Origin of the sequence: Stackebrandtia soli, assembly GCF_965137155.1 — a bacterium.
In the GTDB taxonomy this organism is placed as follows: Bacteria; Actinomycetota; Actinomycetes; order Mycobacteriales; family Micromonosporaceae; genus Stackebrandtia; species Stackebrandtia soli.
Window position 1 is genome coordinate 142,619 of the sequence record NZ_CBCRZX010000005.1, and the last position, 15,404, is coordinate 158,022.

Sequence of the window (15,404 nt, forward strand, 5' to 3'; positions counted from 1 at the left end):
TTCCGGTGCCGTCTGCACGGCTGCCGTCGCGTCGGCGACAGATCGACGCCGACCGGTCCGTCATCGACGGTCCATGATGAACGAGTGGGTCGGACGGCCCCGTNGGGGGCCGTCCTCCCAGTCGTGGGCTGTTCCGATCCGCGCTATCCGGTCACATGATCCGGCCTCGTCGTCGCGGCGACCGACGCCGCCAACGCGACGCCGTCCACCGGTTCCCTTTCGAGAATGCCCACCAGGTCGGACGACGGTCGATCGAGGAAGCCGTGCCGGACGGCCGACGCGATCGACGCGATCATCGCGGGTTGGAACGGCTTGAGCCCGACACAGTGAAGCGACTCCCGGTATCGGTCCAGACCGATCACACGGTGTGGGACTCCCAGGCGCGCGGCGACGTCGGCGACGCTCACCGGCGGCCCGACCAGGTCGTGGGTCCGGAAGGCGTGTGCCGCCGGCGACTCGGCGACGATCGCCGCGGCCTCGGCCAGGTCCCCTCGGGCGGCCGCGCGGACGACGCCGTCACCGAAGGCGGAGACCAGGCCGTCGTCCTTCCACCCGAGCAGGCCGCCGAAGAGCTCGGCGTACAGCCCGTTCCGCAGGATCGTCCATTGAAGAGCACTGGTGGCGAGATGACGCTCGGTCGCGCGATGGGCCAACGCGAACGCGAGGTGGTCGCCCGCCCCGGTCACGCTCGTATAGATCAAATGCCGTACGCCGTCGCGCTCGGCGGCTCCGATCGCGGCCGCGTGCCGCGCGATCACGACGTCGTCCTCGGCCTCGCCGGCCGAGACGAGCACCAGAGTCGACACACCCGTGAAGTCGATCGTGTCCGGTCGATCGAAATCGACGCGGCGCGAGCCGTCTCGACCCGACCGACTGGAACCCTCGGCGGGGATTCCGCGACGGTGGAGGGCCGCGAGGACGGCGAAACCGAGTTGTCCGGTCGTCCCGGTCACCAAGATCATGGGGTGGTTCCCTTCGTAGTCCGCCCGCGCCGCACGCGATCGCGGGGCATGGTTGAGGTCGGTCGGCGGCCCGGACCACCGCGGCCGCGGTGGCACGGTCGGGCCGAGCACTAGGACGTATCGGGGAATCCGCTTCCCTGCCGAACGAGTCCCCGGTGGATGCGTTCGCGAGGCGGAGCGCCCGCACACGACACCGGTATGCGGGGAACACCGACAGCGAGGCGCCACATTGAGACCGCGCAGCGGGAGACGGGAATCCCAAGACGTTCTAAGCTCGATCGTCGCCACCGTGAGCGGCCCCCACAAGGAGGCAGTCTGATGTCACCGACGCACACCGAGGTAACCCCCGAGCTCTCCGCGCCGCTCGATCCCTGTGGTCGCGCGGATCACCCCGATTGCGGTATCCGAGACGTCCTCGACCGGATCGGCGACAAGTGGTCCGTCCTCGTCATCGTCGAGCTGGCCTCGGGGCGCAGGCGTTTTCGCGAGCTGCAACGTGCGATCGACGGGATCTCGCAACGCATGCTCACGTTGACCGTTCGTCGTCTCGAACGCGACGGGCTCGTCATCCGCACCGTGTATCCGACGGTTCCGGCGCGGGTCGACTATCGCCTGAGCGACACGGGAACGAGCCTGACGCACCTGGTGAAGGCGCTCGCCGACTGGTCCCTCGACCACCGCCCCGACATAACGCGATCACGGGCTCGCTATGACGAGGCGAACCCGGACCACGACATCCGTTGAGACGACCGCCCGACTCGCCGACGCGGACGTCCTCCGACGGCCCGAGCCGGAACCGCGAATGATCGACAACAGCATCACTTGTGAAAGGTAATGAGGACATGAACGCGACGAGTCCACTGTGCGTGCCCCTGGGCGACGCGCGCCCGTCTGCGGACCTTGGCGGAAAGGCGATGTCCCTGTCCCGCCTCACCCAGGCTGGACTACCGGTACCACCGGGTTTCTGCGTGGTCGCCGACGCCTACCGCGACCATGTGCGCGACAGCCCGGTCGCCGCGCGGATCGAGGAGTCCCTCGCCGGAGCCGACCTGTCGGACCCCGCCGTCGCGAGCCGGGTCGCCGCCGAGATCCGGGACGCGTTCGCCGAGAGCGCGCTCTCAGAGTCACTCGTGTCGGCCGTCGCGGAGGCGTACGACTCGCTCGGAAGGCCTGTCGTCGCGGTGCGGTCATCTGCCACCGCCGAGGATCTCGACGACGCGTCGTTCGCGGGGCAGATGGACACCGTCCTCGGTGTATCTGATGTGGATGGTGTCATCGCCGCCGTGCTGCGCTGCTGGGCATCACTGTGGACCGATCGGGCGCTGGTGTACCGCCAGCGCGCGGGCATCGAACACGGGGACGTCGCGATGGCCGTCGTCGTACAGGAACTCGTCGACGCCGAGGTGTCAGGGGTCGCGTTCACCGCCGACCCCATCACCGGGGCCACCGACTCGATCGTCATCAACGCGACCTGGGGACTCGGGGAAACGCTCGTCGGTGGCGAGGTGACCCCCGACACCTTCGTCGTCGACCGCGACAGCGAAACCGTGACCACCACGATCGGATCGAAGTCCGTCGAAACGGTCCGAGACGGCACCGGTACCCGTACCGCCAACGTGGACGACGAGCGCCGAGCCATGGCGACGCTCACCGACGATCAGGCCGCCGAACTCGCCCAGATGGCGTCCGATGTAGAGAAACTGTACGAGCGGCACATGGACATCGAATGGACGTGGAGGGACGGCTTCGCGCTCGTTCAGGCCCGGCCGATCACCGTGCGGGGCACCGAACGTGAGGTCTGGAACGACTCATTGACCGGCGACTTCCTCTGGACGGCGGGCAATCTCGGTGAAGCCGTGCCCACCGTCATGACACCGCTCACGTGGTCGTCCGTCAAGGAGACGGTGGAGATCGCCATGGGGATTCCAGAGGTCGGCGATTTCAAACTCACCGGGAACATCGGTGGGAGGCTGTACCTGAACTACACGCTGCTCCTCGACACGACGGCCGCGATCGGACTCGGCAGGCTCATGCGCACCATGAGCGCGCTCATCTTCGGCTCGATCCCGGAGGACGTGGTGGTTCCCCGGATTCCCCTGTCGCGATTGCGAATCGCGCGCGAGGCCGTCCCCGCCGGAATCGCGTTCCAGCGCGCCATCCTCCGATATCATCGGCGACTGCCGAAGTACCTGGAGGAGTTCCCCGAACGCTGCGAGAAGGCCCACCGCGCGATCGCGGCCGCATCCAACATGGATGACCTGGATCGCGTCTGGCGCGAGGTCTGCACACCGCTGCTCATCGACGCGCCGCACATACTCGCGGCCGGAGCGCGTGGCAACGGCCTGACCCTCGCCAAGTTCGAACCGTGGCTGCGCGAACACGCCGAACCGGCCGACGTCGGGATCTTGGCGAGTGGCGCGGCCGAGGACTCCGACGGCCTCGACAGTCTCGGACCCCTCCTCGGGCTGGCCCTTGTCGCGCGTGGCGATCTCGACCGGGAGACCTTCGCTCAGCAGTGGGGACACCGGTCACCCACCGAGATGGAGCTCTCGACGCCGCGGCCCGCCGAGGACCCGGACTGGATCGACGCCCGACTCGCGGGCCTGGAAGGCGGCATCGACCCGGTGGAACTGCTACGACGCCAGCGCGAACGTCGTATCGAGGCCCGGGAGCGCTTCGCGCGCAAGGGATCTCGCAAGCTGCGGCGGCTCGATCGGATCATGCGCAAGGCGACGAAGTCATTGCGTTCCCGCGAGCGGTCCCGCAGCGAGTCGGTGCGGGCGTTGTGGGTGCTTCGGGCGTTCGCGCTGCGCGTCGGTGAGATCACCGGCATCGGCGACGACGTGTTCTTCCTGTCGCGTGAGGAGATGGAGCGGCTCTTCGAAGGCGATCACGCCTCGCTCGACCGTGTCGGCACCCGTCGCGCCACCTACCGACACTACTGCGGGCTGCCGCCGTACCCGGCTCTCATCAACGGTGAGTTCAGCCCCGAACGGTGGGCCGCCGACCCTCTTCGACGGTCCGATCTGTACGACGCGCACGCCGTCGACCCGAGGCCCGAGGCCGACACCGTCACGGGCACGGCGGGAGCTGCGGGCGTCGTCGAGGGTGTCGCCCGCGTCATCATGGACGTGGATGACGCGGACACCCTCCAACCCGGGGAAATCCTCGTCACGAAGGCCACCAACGTCGGTTGGACGCCCGTGTTCCCGCGCGCGGCCGCCGTCGTCACGGACGTCGGAGCGATACTCTCGCACGCGGCGATCGTCGCACGGGAACTCGGCATCCCGGCGGTCGTCGGCTGCGGTTCGGCGACCGACCGGATCGCCACGGGAGATCGCGTCCGCGTGGACGGTGACACGGGAACGGTCGACATTCTCACGGATTGACGTCGGGAACGAACACCGTGCGCCACCGAAAATGCGGCACCACGTCGCACAGTGCTATCCGGAGCGGCGCCTACGAAGGGTGACGTCGTCTCGCCGGAATCGGCGTGGGCAGACCCTGCCAGGCGATACTGTGCCTCACCGGCCATGGATCCGGACGGACTCGGAGATAACAGGACAACCTCTAGGCGAATGGACGATTGTCCCGATACGACCGATTGGATATATGTAGGCGCATGGAGACGATAGTGTTCGTGCACGGTATCGGGTCGAGTGCCCGCGCATGGGAGCCGCAACTGACGGCCCTGCGAGACCGATACGACGTGCGCGCGACCGATCTGCCCGGCCACGGACATCGCGAGGAACTGTTCACTTTGGACAGAGCTGTCGACGACGTGTGCGAGGAGATCGGCGACGGAGCGCATCTGGTGGGAATCTCCGGTGGCGCGACGATCGCGATGCTCGTCGCGATGGCGGCCGGAGACCGAGTGAAGAGTCTGTTGTTGTCGGCGCCGGTGGCGCATACTCCCCCGTCGTTCGCGATCCAGCGCGCCGTCACGGCGGCACTGCCGTTGAGCGCGCTGGTCGGGATGCTGACACCGATGTACTCCGGCGGCGTCGCCGAGTACAAGTCGATGGCGGCGGAGGACGTGCGTCTGTGCGGGAAGGACAATCTGCGGCGGGCGTTCTCGCGCCTGGCGAAGACGGACCTTCGTCCACAGCTGACACAGATCGTCGCGCCGACGCTCGTCGTGTGCGGAGAGAAGGACCGGGGCAATCTCGCCTCGGCGCAGGAGGTCGCCGAGGGCATCCCCGACGCGACGCTGCGGTCCATCCCGGACGCCGGGCACATCTGGAATCTGAGCCAGCCGAAGGTGTTCACCGACACCGTCGTCGAACTGGTCGATGCGCGGAAGTGACGGGGCCGGCGACGTCCCCCTGATAGTCCACAATGACTCATGTATGAGTGGGCCACCCACGGCACTTCGACACAAGACACCCGAACGGCTGCCGCTGTCGGTTGTGGATCGATTCGACACTCGTCGCGACCCGCATCATCATGGCCGTTACCGTCTGTGGTTCCACCAGGTGTCACCGGCGCGCGAGAGCGGCAGCATCGAGCTCGCCGTCGTGGACCAGGCGGCACTGGATCATGCCGCCATCCTCGGACCGAATCAGGGAAACTGGCCCATCCACATCGGCCCCTCGTCGGACGTCGAGCGGATCGAGACGCTGCTCCTCGACCTGACCTCACCGTGTCACATCGACATGCGCCATCTGCATTTCGCGATCGCGACCCTCGCCCCCGCACTCGCCGACGCGCACTTCTTCGCGCACTCGACGGGCGACGGCCCCGACGACTGGGCCGATGAGATCCACATCAGACATGGTCAGGCCACAGTAGAGCGATGGCGGATCGACCTGGAGCACCCGGATCCGTTCACGGACCTGTGTGAACGTCTCCTCTCCGACCGCGACTACGACGTCGCCTTCCGTCGGTTCGTGTCCTTTCTGCACACCGAGCGGGTCCCCTACGCGACGGCGCGCAACGCCCTCTACCCGGAACCGTTCCACCCGAACGACGATAATGACGCGACGGTGGACACGAGCCGAGGAGACGCCGAACTCGCCGCCTACGCCGCCGAACTGCGCGCGCTGCCTGAACCACGACGCGCTGCGGCCATCGGTCACCTGCGGCGGGCCGTCGAGATCGACGCGGGGAATCGGCTCGCGGTGGACGTCCTCGACGCGTTGGAGTCACGGCGCCGCCGAGGCGCTTGAATCGTCAGGGCGCGGGAGGTCCGGTGAGGACGGCGACGACGCGGCGCGAGGACAGTTCGCCCCGCCTCGCCAACGCGTACACGCCGGAGAGCATCTTCGCGACGTAGGTCCATTCGAGACGGATGCCGTGATCACGGTGAAAGTCGTCGATGAACGCGTCGAGGGCTTCGTCGCGTCGCGCGTAGCCGCCATGATGGAAGCCGTACTCGATCCGCCAGTTCGCGGTGACCCGGCCGCGCTCCTCCCGTTGTAGCCGCGCGACCTCCTCGTCCAGGAAGCCGTCTCCGCGCAGCGCGCTGAAACCGATCGCGGCCTGCCCGGAGGACAGCCCCGCCGCGATTCCGGCGAGCGTGCCGCCCGTGCCGACGGGACACGCGACGACGTCGGCGTCGACCTGCGTCCGAAGCTCCTCGGCCAACTCCACACACCCGCGTACGGCGAGGTCGTTGCTTCCCCCTTCGGGGAGGAGCCTGAAGCGCCCGAACCGTTCGGAGAGCCCTGCGACGACGTCGGCGTCGGTCTTGCGGCGATACGTCGACCGATCCATATAGTGCAATCGCATGCCGTCTGCGACGGCCCGGGCGAGCGACCAGTTCAACGGCGTGTGCTCCTCGCCGCGGATGACACCGATGGTCTCGAAGCCGCACGCCCGTCCGGCCGCGGCCACGGCGCGGATGTGATGGGAATAGGCGCCGCCGAAGGTGAGCAGCGTCCGATCACCGTCGCGGGCCGCGGCGACGAGGTTGTGCCGCAGCTTTCGTCGCTTGTTGCCCGGAATGGAGCCGCCCATGAGGTCGTCACGCTTGAGCCAGAGCTCGACGCCGAGCGTCTCCAACTCGGAATCGAGAACCCGACACACCGGCGACGGGACCGTCGTCCGACATGGATCGTCCGACATGGATCAACCGATCACGGTGCCGGGGTGGGTGTGAAGTCCCACGCCAGCATGTTCGTGTCGTCGTCGTCGGGGCGCTCGGCTCCCGTGGCGCGGTAGGTCGCCAGCGCGGCGTCGTTCTCGCCTTCGGTGAGCACCCACATGCCGTAGCAGTCCCGGTCGCGCGCCAGCTCCGCGAGTGCTGTGACCAGGGCCCGACCGTAGCCCTTGCGGCGGTGCCCGTCGGAGACGCCGAGTTCGTAGAGGAACATCTCGGTTCCCTTGTCGGGGTGCACCATCTCGACGCCGGAGACGAAGCCGACGGGTGTGCCGTCGTCGTCGTAGGCGATGAGGAGGTGGTGCCCCTGCCTGCGGAGGAACTTGTCCGCCTCAGCGGCTTGGACGGGGCTGTCGAAGAGGGCTTCGGCGGCGATGATCCGCTGGACGTCGGTCGCGGGGCGAATCTCCACGAGAACCTCCTTGAGGGGTGAGAACTGTTGATGGTGTGGTGTCAGAGGTCGGCGACGATTCCGCGTCGAACGGCGGCGGCGGCCTCGGTCGCCGCGCGATGCAGGGGTTCGTCGACGTCCACGGACTCGGCGATCTGGCCCAGCAGGTCCACGACTTGCCGGGCCCAGCGCACGAAGTCGCCCGCGGGCATGAAGCCGTCGGGGCCGTCGCCCGCGGCGAGGACCTTCGCGAGCGGTTCACCGCGCGCCCACCGCAGCATCGGCCATACGAAGCCGAGGTCGGGCTCGGGAGTCAGGGACAGTCCGCGGGTGCGCTCGTCACGCGAGATCCGGTCGTACTGGCGCAGCGTCGCCGAGACCGCTTCGGCGACGGAACCGGTCGGCATCGTCGGCGCGATGTCGTAGTCGCGGCGGGATTCATAGAGGACGGTCGAGACGACGGCGGCGAGTTCGGCGGGCCGCAGGTCGTTCCACACGCGCTGGCTGACGCATTCGGCGACGAGCAGGTCGGCCTCCGACCAGATCCGCGCCAGTACGCGTCCGCCGTCGGTGACCTCGCCGCGTTCGAGGTAACCGTACCGTTCGAGGACTTCGCAGACACGGTCGAAGACGCGCGCCAGCGAACCGGAACGCTGGTTCACCTTCGCGGTGAGTCGTTCCATGTCGTCGATGAGGCGCTGACGCCGGTGCGCGACGCGGGCGTGCTCCCCGGCCTGAGGGCAGGCATGGCACGGGTGGTCGCGCAGCGCGGCCCGGAGCTCGGCGAGACGCGGGTCCTCGGCCGCCTTGCGCATGCGGCGAGGGGGCCGGTGTTCCGCGGTCGCGGCGGCCGCGCGCAGTACGGCGGCCATGTCGCGACGCTGGGCCGGGTTCTTGTGGTTGAAGTGCTTTGGAATCCGGATCCGGGCGAGCGCGTCGACGGCCGTCGGGAACGCGGCGGCGGCGAGACGCCCCGCCCACCGGGCCTCGGTGAGGACGAGTGGGCGAATCTCACCGACGCCGCCGCTGCGGTTCAGGCCGGGATCTAGGACGACGGCGAGCCCGGCCCGACGTCCGGCCGGGATGCGGATGACATCGCCGATCCGCAGCTTCGTCAGCGCGGTCTGGGCGTCGGTGCGCGCCGACTGCTTGCGTTGGCGGCTGGCGCTCTTCTCCAGGTCGGTGACGGCCAGGCGGAGTTTGAAGTACTCGTCGAAATCGCCGAGGTCGCAGGTGACGGCCTCCGTGAACTCGGCGACCGCGCGCTCCGCCACGGCGGCCTGCTCGGCGAGGCCGACGACCTTTCGGTCGGTCTGGAACTGGGCGAAGCTCAGGGAGAGCAGCTGGCGCGCCTTGGCCGCCCCGACGCTGTTGATGAGGTTGACGGCCATGTTGTACGACGGGGTGAAGCTGGAGTTGAGCGGATAGGTGCGGGTCGAGGCGAGACCGGCGACGTGTCGGGGGTCGATCTCGGGAGTCCACAGTGTTACCGCGTGGCCCTCGACGTCGATGCCACGGCGACCGGCGCGACCGGTCAGCTGGGTGTACTCGCCCGGCGTCAGGTCGACGTGCTCCTCGCCGTTGTATTTGGACAGTCGCTCGAGAACGACGGATCGCGCGGGCATGTTGATGCCGAGCGCCAGCGTCTCGGTCGCGAAGACGACCTTGACGAGCCCGGCTTCGAACAGCCGCTCCACGATCTCCTTAAAGACCGGCAGCATCCCGGCGTGGTGGGCCGCCACGCCGCGTTGCAGCCCGTCGAGCCACGGGTAGTAGCCGAGGGCGTTGAGGTCGGCGGCGGTGATCCGGGCGACGCGCTCCTCCACGATGCGGGTGATCTCGGCGACCTCGGACGGGGTCGAGAGACGGATCCCGGACGCGAGGCACTGAGCGACCGCGCTGTCGCAGGCCGCGCGACTGAAGATGAACACGATCGCGGGAAGCAGGCCCTCGGCGTCGAGTTTGGCGACAACGTCGCTGCGCAGCGGTGGGCGAATGCGCCGGACCCGTCCTCGCCGGTCGTAGCCGGCTCGGCGCTCAAGTTCGCGGATGTGCCGCAGGAGCTGCGGGTGGGCCTCGTGTCCGGCTGCCGCGCGGCTGTCCGCGAAAAGGTCGAACATGCGGCGCCCGACCATCATGTGCTGCCATAGCGGGACCGGTCGGTGTTCGGAGACGATGACCTCGGTCCGACCGCGCAGGGAGACGAGCCAGTCGGCGAACTCCTCGGCATTGGAGACCGTGGCCGACAACGACACGAGGGACACCGTCGACGGCAGGTGGATGATGACCTCCTCCCACACCGCGCCCCGGAAACGGTCGGCGAGATAGTGGACCTCGTCCATCACCACGTACCCCAAGCCATCCAGAGTGGATGATTGGGCGTAGAGCATGTTGCGCAGCACCTCGGTCGTCATCACCAGGACGTCGGCGCCGCTGTTGATCACGGTGTCGCCGGTGAGCAGACCGACGCGCGCGGTGCCGTGCCGTTCGACGAGGTCGCTGTACTTCTGGTTCGACAGGGCCTTGATCGGCGTCGTGTAGAAGCACTTCTTCCCGGAGGCGAGCGCGAGGTGCACCGCGAACTCGCCGACGACGGTCTTCCCGGCACCGGTCGGGGCGCAGACGAGGACTCCGCCACCCTCCTCGAGCGCCTCGCACGCGCGCAGCTGGAAGTCGTCCAGTCCGAACGGGTAGCCGCTCTCGAATTCGACGAGAGCCGGGAACGTGGACCGCCACTTGGACGCGGCGTACCGCTCGGCGGGGCTGTCGCCGGTGGGGTTGGGCGTGTCAGATCGGCGGCTCATTCGGCTAAGAGTAGTGCGCTCGGGCAGCCCGGCGGCGGGTGAAGGCGACGCGGCGGTCATCGGACCTGTCGGACCGTGCCGCGAATCGGCCACGCCGCGCCGGGGCCGGTGTGCAATGTCGTATTGCGCTGTCGGTATTGTCCCCAATGTGCGACCCGAGGACACGAACGACACCAGCGGCGAATCCACCGATCGGCCGATTCGGGCGGTCCTGTTCGACTTTCACGGCACGCTGGCTCAAGTCGAGCCGTTGCGGCTGTCCGTCGAATGGGCGGCGCACGTCTGCGGCGTGACGCTCGGCGAGTATCGGTCGACGGTCCTGGCCGACGCGCTGGGCGCGCTCGGTTGGGTCGGTTCGGGACAGCCCGCGAAGGTGCTGCCGTCGTTCGCCGCCGCGTGGGCCGATCGGGATCTGTCCGAGCAGTCGCACCAGGAGGCCTTCGTCGGCCTCGCCTCGGGGACCTCGGGCGCGTTCGAGGGTTTCGCGGACGCCATGTACGAACGCCTGTGCGCCCCCGAGACGTGGATCGCGTACGCCGACACCGTGCCGACCTTGCGAGCGCTGCGGGACCGCGGGGTTCCGCTGGCGCTGGTCAGCAACATCGGTTTCGATGTGCGACCGGTGCTGAAGCACCTGGAGATCGACGATCTCTTCGATCACACCATCCTGTCCTATGAGGTGGGTTGGGCGAAGCCGGAGCCCGCGATCTTCCTCGACGCGTGCATCAGGCTCGGAGTGGAGCCCGGCGATGCGCTCATGGTGGGCGATTCGATGGCCGACGCCGCCGCGATCGACCTCGGCATTCGTACGCTTCTCGTGCCGCACACCGAGCCGGGCGAGCGGGTCGGCATCGACGCGGTGACGCGGCTGGTGCACCGACCCCGCGCGTGACGAACGCCCGCACGCGGTGCGCACGGGCGTCGCGAAGGGATCTCAGCGGTCGATCCAGGGGCGGTCGGTCGAGACGATCTCGGCGCCGAGCGGGACCAGCGAAACCGGAATCATCTTGAAGTTGGCGATGCCCAACGGAATGCCGATGATCGTGACGCACTGGACGAAACCGGTGACGAGGTGACCGAGAGCCAGGTACCAGCCGCCGAAGACGATCCAGATGACGTTGCCGATCATGGACATCGCGCCGGCTCGCGGGTGGCGAACGATGGTGCGCCCGAACGGCCATAGGGCGAACGCCGCGATCCGGAACGACGCGATGCCGAACGGAATCGTGATGATGAAAATGCAGCAGATGATCCCGGCGATGACGTAGCCGAGGGCCAGCCAGATTCCCCCGAACAACAACCAGATGATGTTCAACAGTGTCTTCATGTCAGTGATTGTCGCCTATGCCCGCATACTCGGGGGCACCGCGAGGACGGCGCGGCCCGGATCGTCGTCCGTCTACTGTGTCTTGGTTGGGCAAAAGTCCCGCTTGGTTGGGCAAATTGCGAAAACGCGCCTGATTCCGACATTTGNCCAACCAAGCGAGCAATTTGCCCAACCAAGCGGCCGGGGTGGACCGACCACCGGAGCTCCGAACGCCGGGCTCCACACAAGACCTAGTCGTCGTTGCGAGCGTGCCAGGCGTCGAGCACCGAGGTCTCCTTCTCCGAGCTGATCCCCGCCTTCAAGACGGGCGGTTCGGCCGCGGCGGCTCGCCAGCGGTGCACCGTCTCCGCCAACGGCCGGTAGTTCATCCCGGCCGCCACGGCGGAGGACGTGTCCCTGGTGAGGAAGCCGTCGTACTCCGGCAGCGGCAGCCACAGGCCCAGCGATTCCTCCCCGGACCACGGGGCGATCCCGTGATCGACGAGAAACTGCTGCGCGACCCAGGTGAACTCCGGTTCGACGTCGAGAGCGGCAGCGATCTGGTCGAGGAAGTCCTTTCGGGTCATCGGCGGGCGGATTCCGTCGTGGACGCCGGACGTCTTCGCCTCCGCCGCGTCGAGGATCCATGTCGCCAGGTCGTCGACGTCGATGAACTGCACCTTCTCCTCAGGGCCACCCGGTGCCAACACCTCGCCGCCTTTGGCGATCCTGTGCGGCCAGTGTCCGAAGCGGTCGCCGACGTCCCCCGGCCCGATGATCAGTCCCGCCCGGATGACGAGCGCGCGGTCGGGAAGCCGGTCGAGCACGAGCTTCTCGCAGGCGACCTTGCTGCGCCCGTACAGCTCGATGTCGCCGTCGAAGCTCGTGGGATCAGTGGGTTCGAGTAGCGGCGCGGTCGCCGCTACCTGGCCCGGGGTGGCGTTGTCGGCGTATACGCTGCACGTCGACACGAAGGTCCAATGTGCAGCGTTGTCGGCGAGCGCGTCGAGGACCACGCCGACGTGCCCGGGCACCCGGGCGACGTCGACGACGGCGTCGAAACTCTCGCCGGCGAGCGGGGCGACACCCTCGGGTGTGGATCGATCGATGGGGACGAAATGGACGCCGGGCGGCGGTTCCCCGCTGACGCCGCGAGCGGCGACCGTGACATCCCAGCCTCGCTCGACGGCGAGGGCGGCCACGGCCTTGGACAGGAACACGGTTCCACCGAGTACGAGCAGTCTCATGGCTTCGACCTTGCCAGGTCCCGCGTCGTGCGCCCAGCGGTTTCGCGGTCAGCGGAGCCGTTGCGCTGAGAGCGATCAGACGTCAACCAAAGTTGACGAATGGCTCCTGTCAATGTAAGTTGACAGCATGAGCGACGCGACCCGACTCGCGGCCGGAGCCTCCGACGCCGATCCGGCGACCGGACTACGCTCCGTCGCCGCCCTGCGCCGGCTTGCCGAACAACTCGAAGCCGTTCAAGTCCGCAACGCCCGCAATCAAGGGTGGACGTGGCAGCAGATCGCCGACCAGCTCGGCGTCACCCGCCAGGCCGTCCACAAGAAACACGGAAGGACATGACATGCCACGATTCGACCGGGATGCCCGAGAGACCGTGCGCTCCGCGCGCACGGCGGCGATCCTCGACAACGCGCGGGCCGTCGACCCCGAACGACTGCTCTACGCGCTCTTCGAACGCGCCGACTCCCACGGCGCGACGCTCGCGGGCGACACGATCACCGTCGACGCACTGCGAACCGCCTTCGATCGCGCGAACCGGCGCGGCGGCATCAGCGATTCCGAGTCGGAGCTGCTGGCACGCATGGGCGTCGACGTCGCCACATTGACCGACCACGTCGAGCGCGAGTTCGGAGAAGGCGCGCTCGATCCGCGAGCGAAGGGCCGCAAGGGTTCGCCGGGATTCACCGACGACTTGCGACGCATCCTGTACGGAGCGCTGAACGAGGCGCGCGAGCTGCGATCGCGCCGCATCGGCGATGGTCACCTTCTGCTGTCCGCGTTGCGGCAGCCCGGAATCGCGGCCGACGTCCTCATCGAACTCGGGCTGTCCTATCTCGAGGTCCGGGCGCGCATGGCCGCGTGACGTCAGGCACCGTCGGCGCCGAGCATGAGATCGACGGCCTCGGCCACGTCGTCGACGGTGTGGTCGGGAACGGGATCGCCGTCGATCAGGAAGCGGCCGTGTCGGATCCAGACCGTCGTCAACCCCAGCGCGTTCCCACCGGCGATATCGGCGTCGAGGGAGTCACCGACCATCCACCCGCCACTGTCCAAATCCACCCCGATACGGGCCGCGCAGGCGGCGAAGATCGCAGGGGCCGGCTTGTTCGCGTCCTCCGCCTGCGAGATCGCCCAGCCGTCGACCAGGACGTCCAAACCCGTCAGTTCGATCTTCGCCGTCTGCTCGACGGTGATCCCGTTGGTCACTATGCCGATCCGCCAACCGTTGGCGCGCAGCCGTTTCAGCGCCGCCGTCGTCGACGGCGTGACCCGCACGTATCGGGGATAGGCGGCGCGAAAGCCCTGATACCACGACTCGACGTCGCCCCGGAGCGCGATGTGGTCGGCGATCTCGACGAAGAACTCGCGAACGAGCCGATAGTCCCCGCCGCGGATGTCGGCCACCTCGTGAATGGTGTCGGCGTCGACACCCAGACGTCGAGCCTCGTCGCCCCACCACTCCAGGAACGCCTCGGTGCGTCCCACCAGCGTGTCATCCAAATCGAACAGCGCGACCTCGACCATGGGGGCCAGCGTAGTGCGCCGCACCGGTGACGATCGACGGGAAGACCCGACCCTCGGCATGGCCGTCGATCGACCAAAGGAGACGGTTCCTCACCGAGGATCGAGAATCCATTGAGATCCCCTAGAGGGGCGTATCGCCACTGACATGCACACACGCCAACGGGAGCAGCACTATCAATCGTATGTCGCATGTCGCCAGAATGTTCACCCCTGCACTGAACACGATGCCGCGCCGCGCATATGACACGCATTTGTGGACGGAGTAGTACCGTGCGCTCAAACACGGATTTCGAGAAGTCCTGCTCAACCATCATCGGGGGGACGAATGGCCGCCGTTCCCCCCTGACCGACATGGTCATCGAAGAACAACCGTGCCAGATGCGCTGCTCGTACCGTCTGACCGAAGACCTCAACTCCTGATGGACGTCCCGGACGCGCGATCGCGGCTCGCAACGGACCGCCGCACCGACTGCCTCTGACGATTCTGGCGGTCGCGCGTTCTCACCCATCGGCTCCCTGGCACCCAGAATGGTGGAACCTGACCGGGACGAGCGATCGCGGTTTCGCCGAATCGGGGTGGCGGCCGGTGGCCGTACCGGGCATCATCGATCGATGACGAAGATCCGCACCCGCAAGGTGATTTGTTACATTGTGGACAATGATCGACTGCTTGTCATGCGACATCGAGACTTCTCGATGGAGGAGCTGGGACTCCAGGTCCCGGCGGGAACGATCGAGGCGGGCGAGGAACCCGCCGACGCGGCCCTTCGCGAGGCTCGTGAGGAGACCGGCCTCGACGGGCTCGTTCTCACCGCCGCGCTCGGCACCGCCGAGTACGACATCACGCCGCACCGCCCCGAAGTGCAGGAACGGCACTTCTTCGCGCTGGGCACGACGGTGCCGACACCCGAGCGCTGGTTCAGCGAGGAGACCGACGCGTACTACGGCGGGGGTCCGATTCGCCTCGAATGCCTGTGGATACCGGTGAGTCAGGGTCACATCGTCCAATCGGGGCAGGGAGCGCTCCTGCATCGTCTGTACCCTATAGACAGTTGACGTGACCCACATCGCA

Annotated in this window: 15 protein-coding genes; 8 read left to right on the forward strand and 7 right to left on the reverse strand. The window is 67.8% G+C overall.

What is annotated here, in order from left to right:
• Nucleotides 1–143 precede the first annotated feature (143 nt).
• Nucleotides 144–962 carry an NAD(P)H-binding protein gene (locus ACM9NP_RS05245; protein WP_415645435.1) on the reverse strand — a complete coding sequence of 273 codons (819 nt, stop codon included), beginning with the start codon at nucleotides 960–962 and terminating at the stop codon, nucleotides 144–146.
• A gap of 318 nt (nucleotides 963–1,280) precedes the next feature.
• On the opposite strand from ACM9NP_RS05245, the gene ACM9NP_RS05250 reads away from it, so the two are divergent.
• From ACM9NP_RS05250 to ACM9NP_RS05265, 4 genes are all read left to right on the forward strand, one after another.
• Nucleotides 1,281–1,706, forward strand: a complete 426-nt coding sequence (locus ACM9NP_RS05250) for a winged helix-turn-helix transcriptional regulator (protein ID WP_415645436.1) — start codon at nucleotides 1,281–1,283, stop codon at nucleotides 1,704–1,706.
• A gap of 98 nt (nucleotides 1,707–1,804) precedes the next feature.
• Entirely contained in the window at nucleotides 1,805–4,351 is a 2,547-nt protein-coding gene (locus ACM9NP_RS05255) for a PEP/pyruvate-binding domain-containing protein (protein ID WP_415645437.1), read from the forward strand.
• A 233-nt stretch (nucleotides 4,352–4,584) separates the two neighbouring features.
• On the forward strand, nucleotides 4,585–5,268 hold the full coding sequence (locus ACM9NP_RS05260; RefSeq protein ID WP_415645438.1) for an alpha/beta fold hydrolase: 684 nt from the start codon (nucleotides 4,585–4,587) through the stop codon (nucleotides 5,266–5,268).
• Between the two features lie 43 nt (nucleotides 5,269–5,311).
• Complete coding sequence (locus ACM9NP_RS05265) at nucleotides 5,312–6,130, forward strand: hypothetical protein (RefSeq protein WP_415645439.1); 819 nt, start codon at nucleotides 5,312–5,314, stop codon at nucleotides 6,128–6,130.
• Nucleotides 6,131–6,134: 4 nt separating this feature from the next.
• On the opposite strand, the gene ACM9NP_RS05270 is transcribed toward ACM9NP_RS05265, so the two are convergent.
• The 3 genes from ACM9NP_RS05270 to ACM9NP_RS05280 are packed head-to-tail and all read right to left on the reverse strand — an operon-like array spanning nucleotide 6,135 to nucleotide 10,257.
• Nucleotides 6,135–7,028 (reverse strand): 1-aminocyclopropane-1-carboxylate deaminase/D-cysteine desulfhydrase, encoded by an 894-nt coding sequence (locus ACM9NP_RS05270; RefSeq protein WP_415645440.1) that lies wholly within the window; start codon nucleotides 7,026–7,028, stop codon nucleotides 6,135–6,137.
• Between the two features lie 11 nt (nucleotides 7,029–7,039).
• On the reverse strand, nucleotides 7,040–7,474 hold the full coding sequence (locus tag ACM9NP_RS05275) for a GNAT family N-acetyltransferase (protein ID WP_415645441.1): 435 nt from the start codon (nucleotides 7,472–7,474) through the stop codon (nucleotides 7,040–7,042).
• A gap of 41 nt (nucleotides 7,475–7,515) precedes the next feature.
• Complete coding sequence (locus ACM9NP_RS05280; RefSeq protein WP_415645442.1) at nucleotides 7,516–10,257, reverse strand: DEAD/DEAH box helicase; 2,742 nt, start codon at nucleotides 10,255–10,257, stop codon at nucleotides 7,516–7,518.
• A gap of 148 nt (nucleotides 10,258–10,405) precedes the next feature.
• Between ACM9NP_RS05280 and ACM9NP_RS05285 the strand changes: the two genes are divergently transcribed.
• Nucleotides 10,406–11,149, forward strand: a complete 744-nt coding sequence (locus tag ACM9NP_RS05285) for an HAD family hydrolase (protein WP_415645443.1) — start codon at nucleotides 10,406–10,408, stop codon at nucleotides 11,147–11,149.
• Nucleotides 11,150–11,191: 42 nt separating this feature from the next.
• Here ACM9NP_RS05285 and ACM9NP_RS05290 read toward each other — a convergent pair whose 3' ends face one another.
• Nucleotides 11,192–11,584 carry a YccF domain-containing protein gene (locus ACM9NP_RS05290; protein ID WP_415645444.1) on the reverse strand — a complete coding sequence of 131 codons (393 nt, stop codon included), beginning with the start codon at nucleotides 11,582–11,584 and terminating at the stop codon, nucleotides 11,192–11,194.
• 230 nt (nucleotides 11,585–11,814) lie between these two features.
• Nucleotides 11,815–12,810 (reverse strand): NAD-dependent epimerase/dehydratase family protein, encoded by a 996-nt coding sequence (locus tag ACM9NP_RS05295; protein WP_415645445.1) that lies wholly within the window; start codon nucleotides 12,808–12,810, stop codon nucleotides 11,815–11,817.
• Between the two features lie 127 nt (nucleotides 12,811–12,937).
• Between ACM9NP_RS05295 and ACM9NP_RS05300 the strand changes: the two genes are divergently transcribed.
• Together ACM9NP_RS05300 and ACM9NP_RS05305 are read left to right on the forward strand one after the other, a co-directional pair.
• Nucleotides 12,938–13,147 carry a helix-turn-helix domain-containing protein gene (locus tag ACM9NP_RS05300; protein ID WP_415645446.1) on the forward strand — a complete coding sequence of 70 codons (210 nt, stop codon included), beginning with the start codon at nucleotides 12,938–12,940 and terminating at the stop codon, nucleotides 13,145–13,147.
• Nucleotide 13,148: 1 nt separating this feature from the next.
• Nucleotides 13,149–13,670: a Clp protease N-terminal domain-containing protein gene (locus tag ACM9NP_RS05305; RefSeq protein ID WP_415645447.1), complete on the forward strand. Its 522-nt coding sequence runs from the start codon at nucleotides 13,149–13,151 to the stop codon at nucleotides 13,668–13,670.
• A gap of 2 nt (nucleotides 13,671–13,672) precedes the next feature.
• Here the strand turns inward: ACM9NP_RS05305 and ACM9NP_RS05310 are convergent, their stop codons facing one another.
• Complete coding sequence (locus ACM9NP_RS05310) at nucleotides 13,673–14,332, reverse strand: HAD family hydrolase (protein WP_415645448.1); 660 nt, start codon at nucleotides 14,330–14,332, stop codon at nucleotides 13,673–13,675.
• Between the two features lie 612 nt (nucleotides 14,333–14,944).
• Here ACM9NP_RS05310 and ACM9NP_RS05315 point away from each other — a divergent pair.
• Nucleotides 14,945–15,388 carry an NUDIX hydrolase gene (locus ACM9NP_RS05315; protein WP_415645449.1) on the forward strand — a complete coding sequence of 148 codons (444 nt, stop codon included), beginning with the start codon at nucleotides 14,945–14,947 and terminating at the stop codon, nucleotides 15,386–15,388.
• The last annotated feature ends 16 nt before the right edge of the window (nucleotides 15,389–15,404 follow it).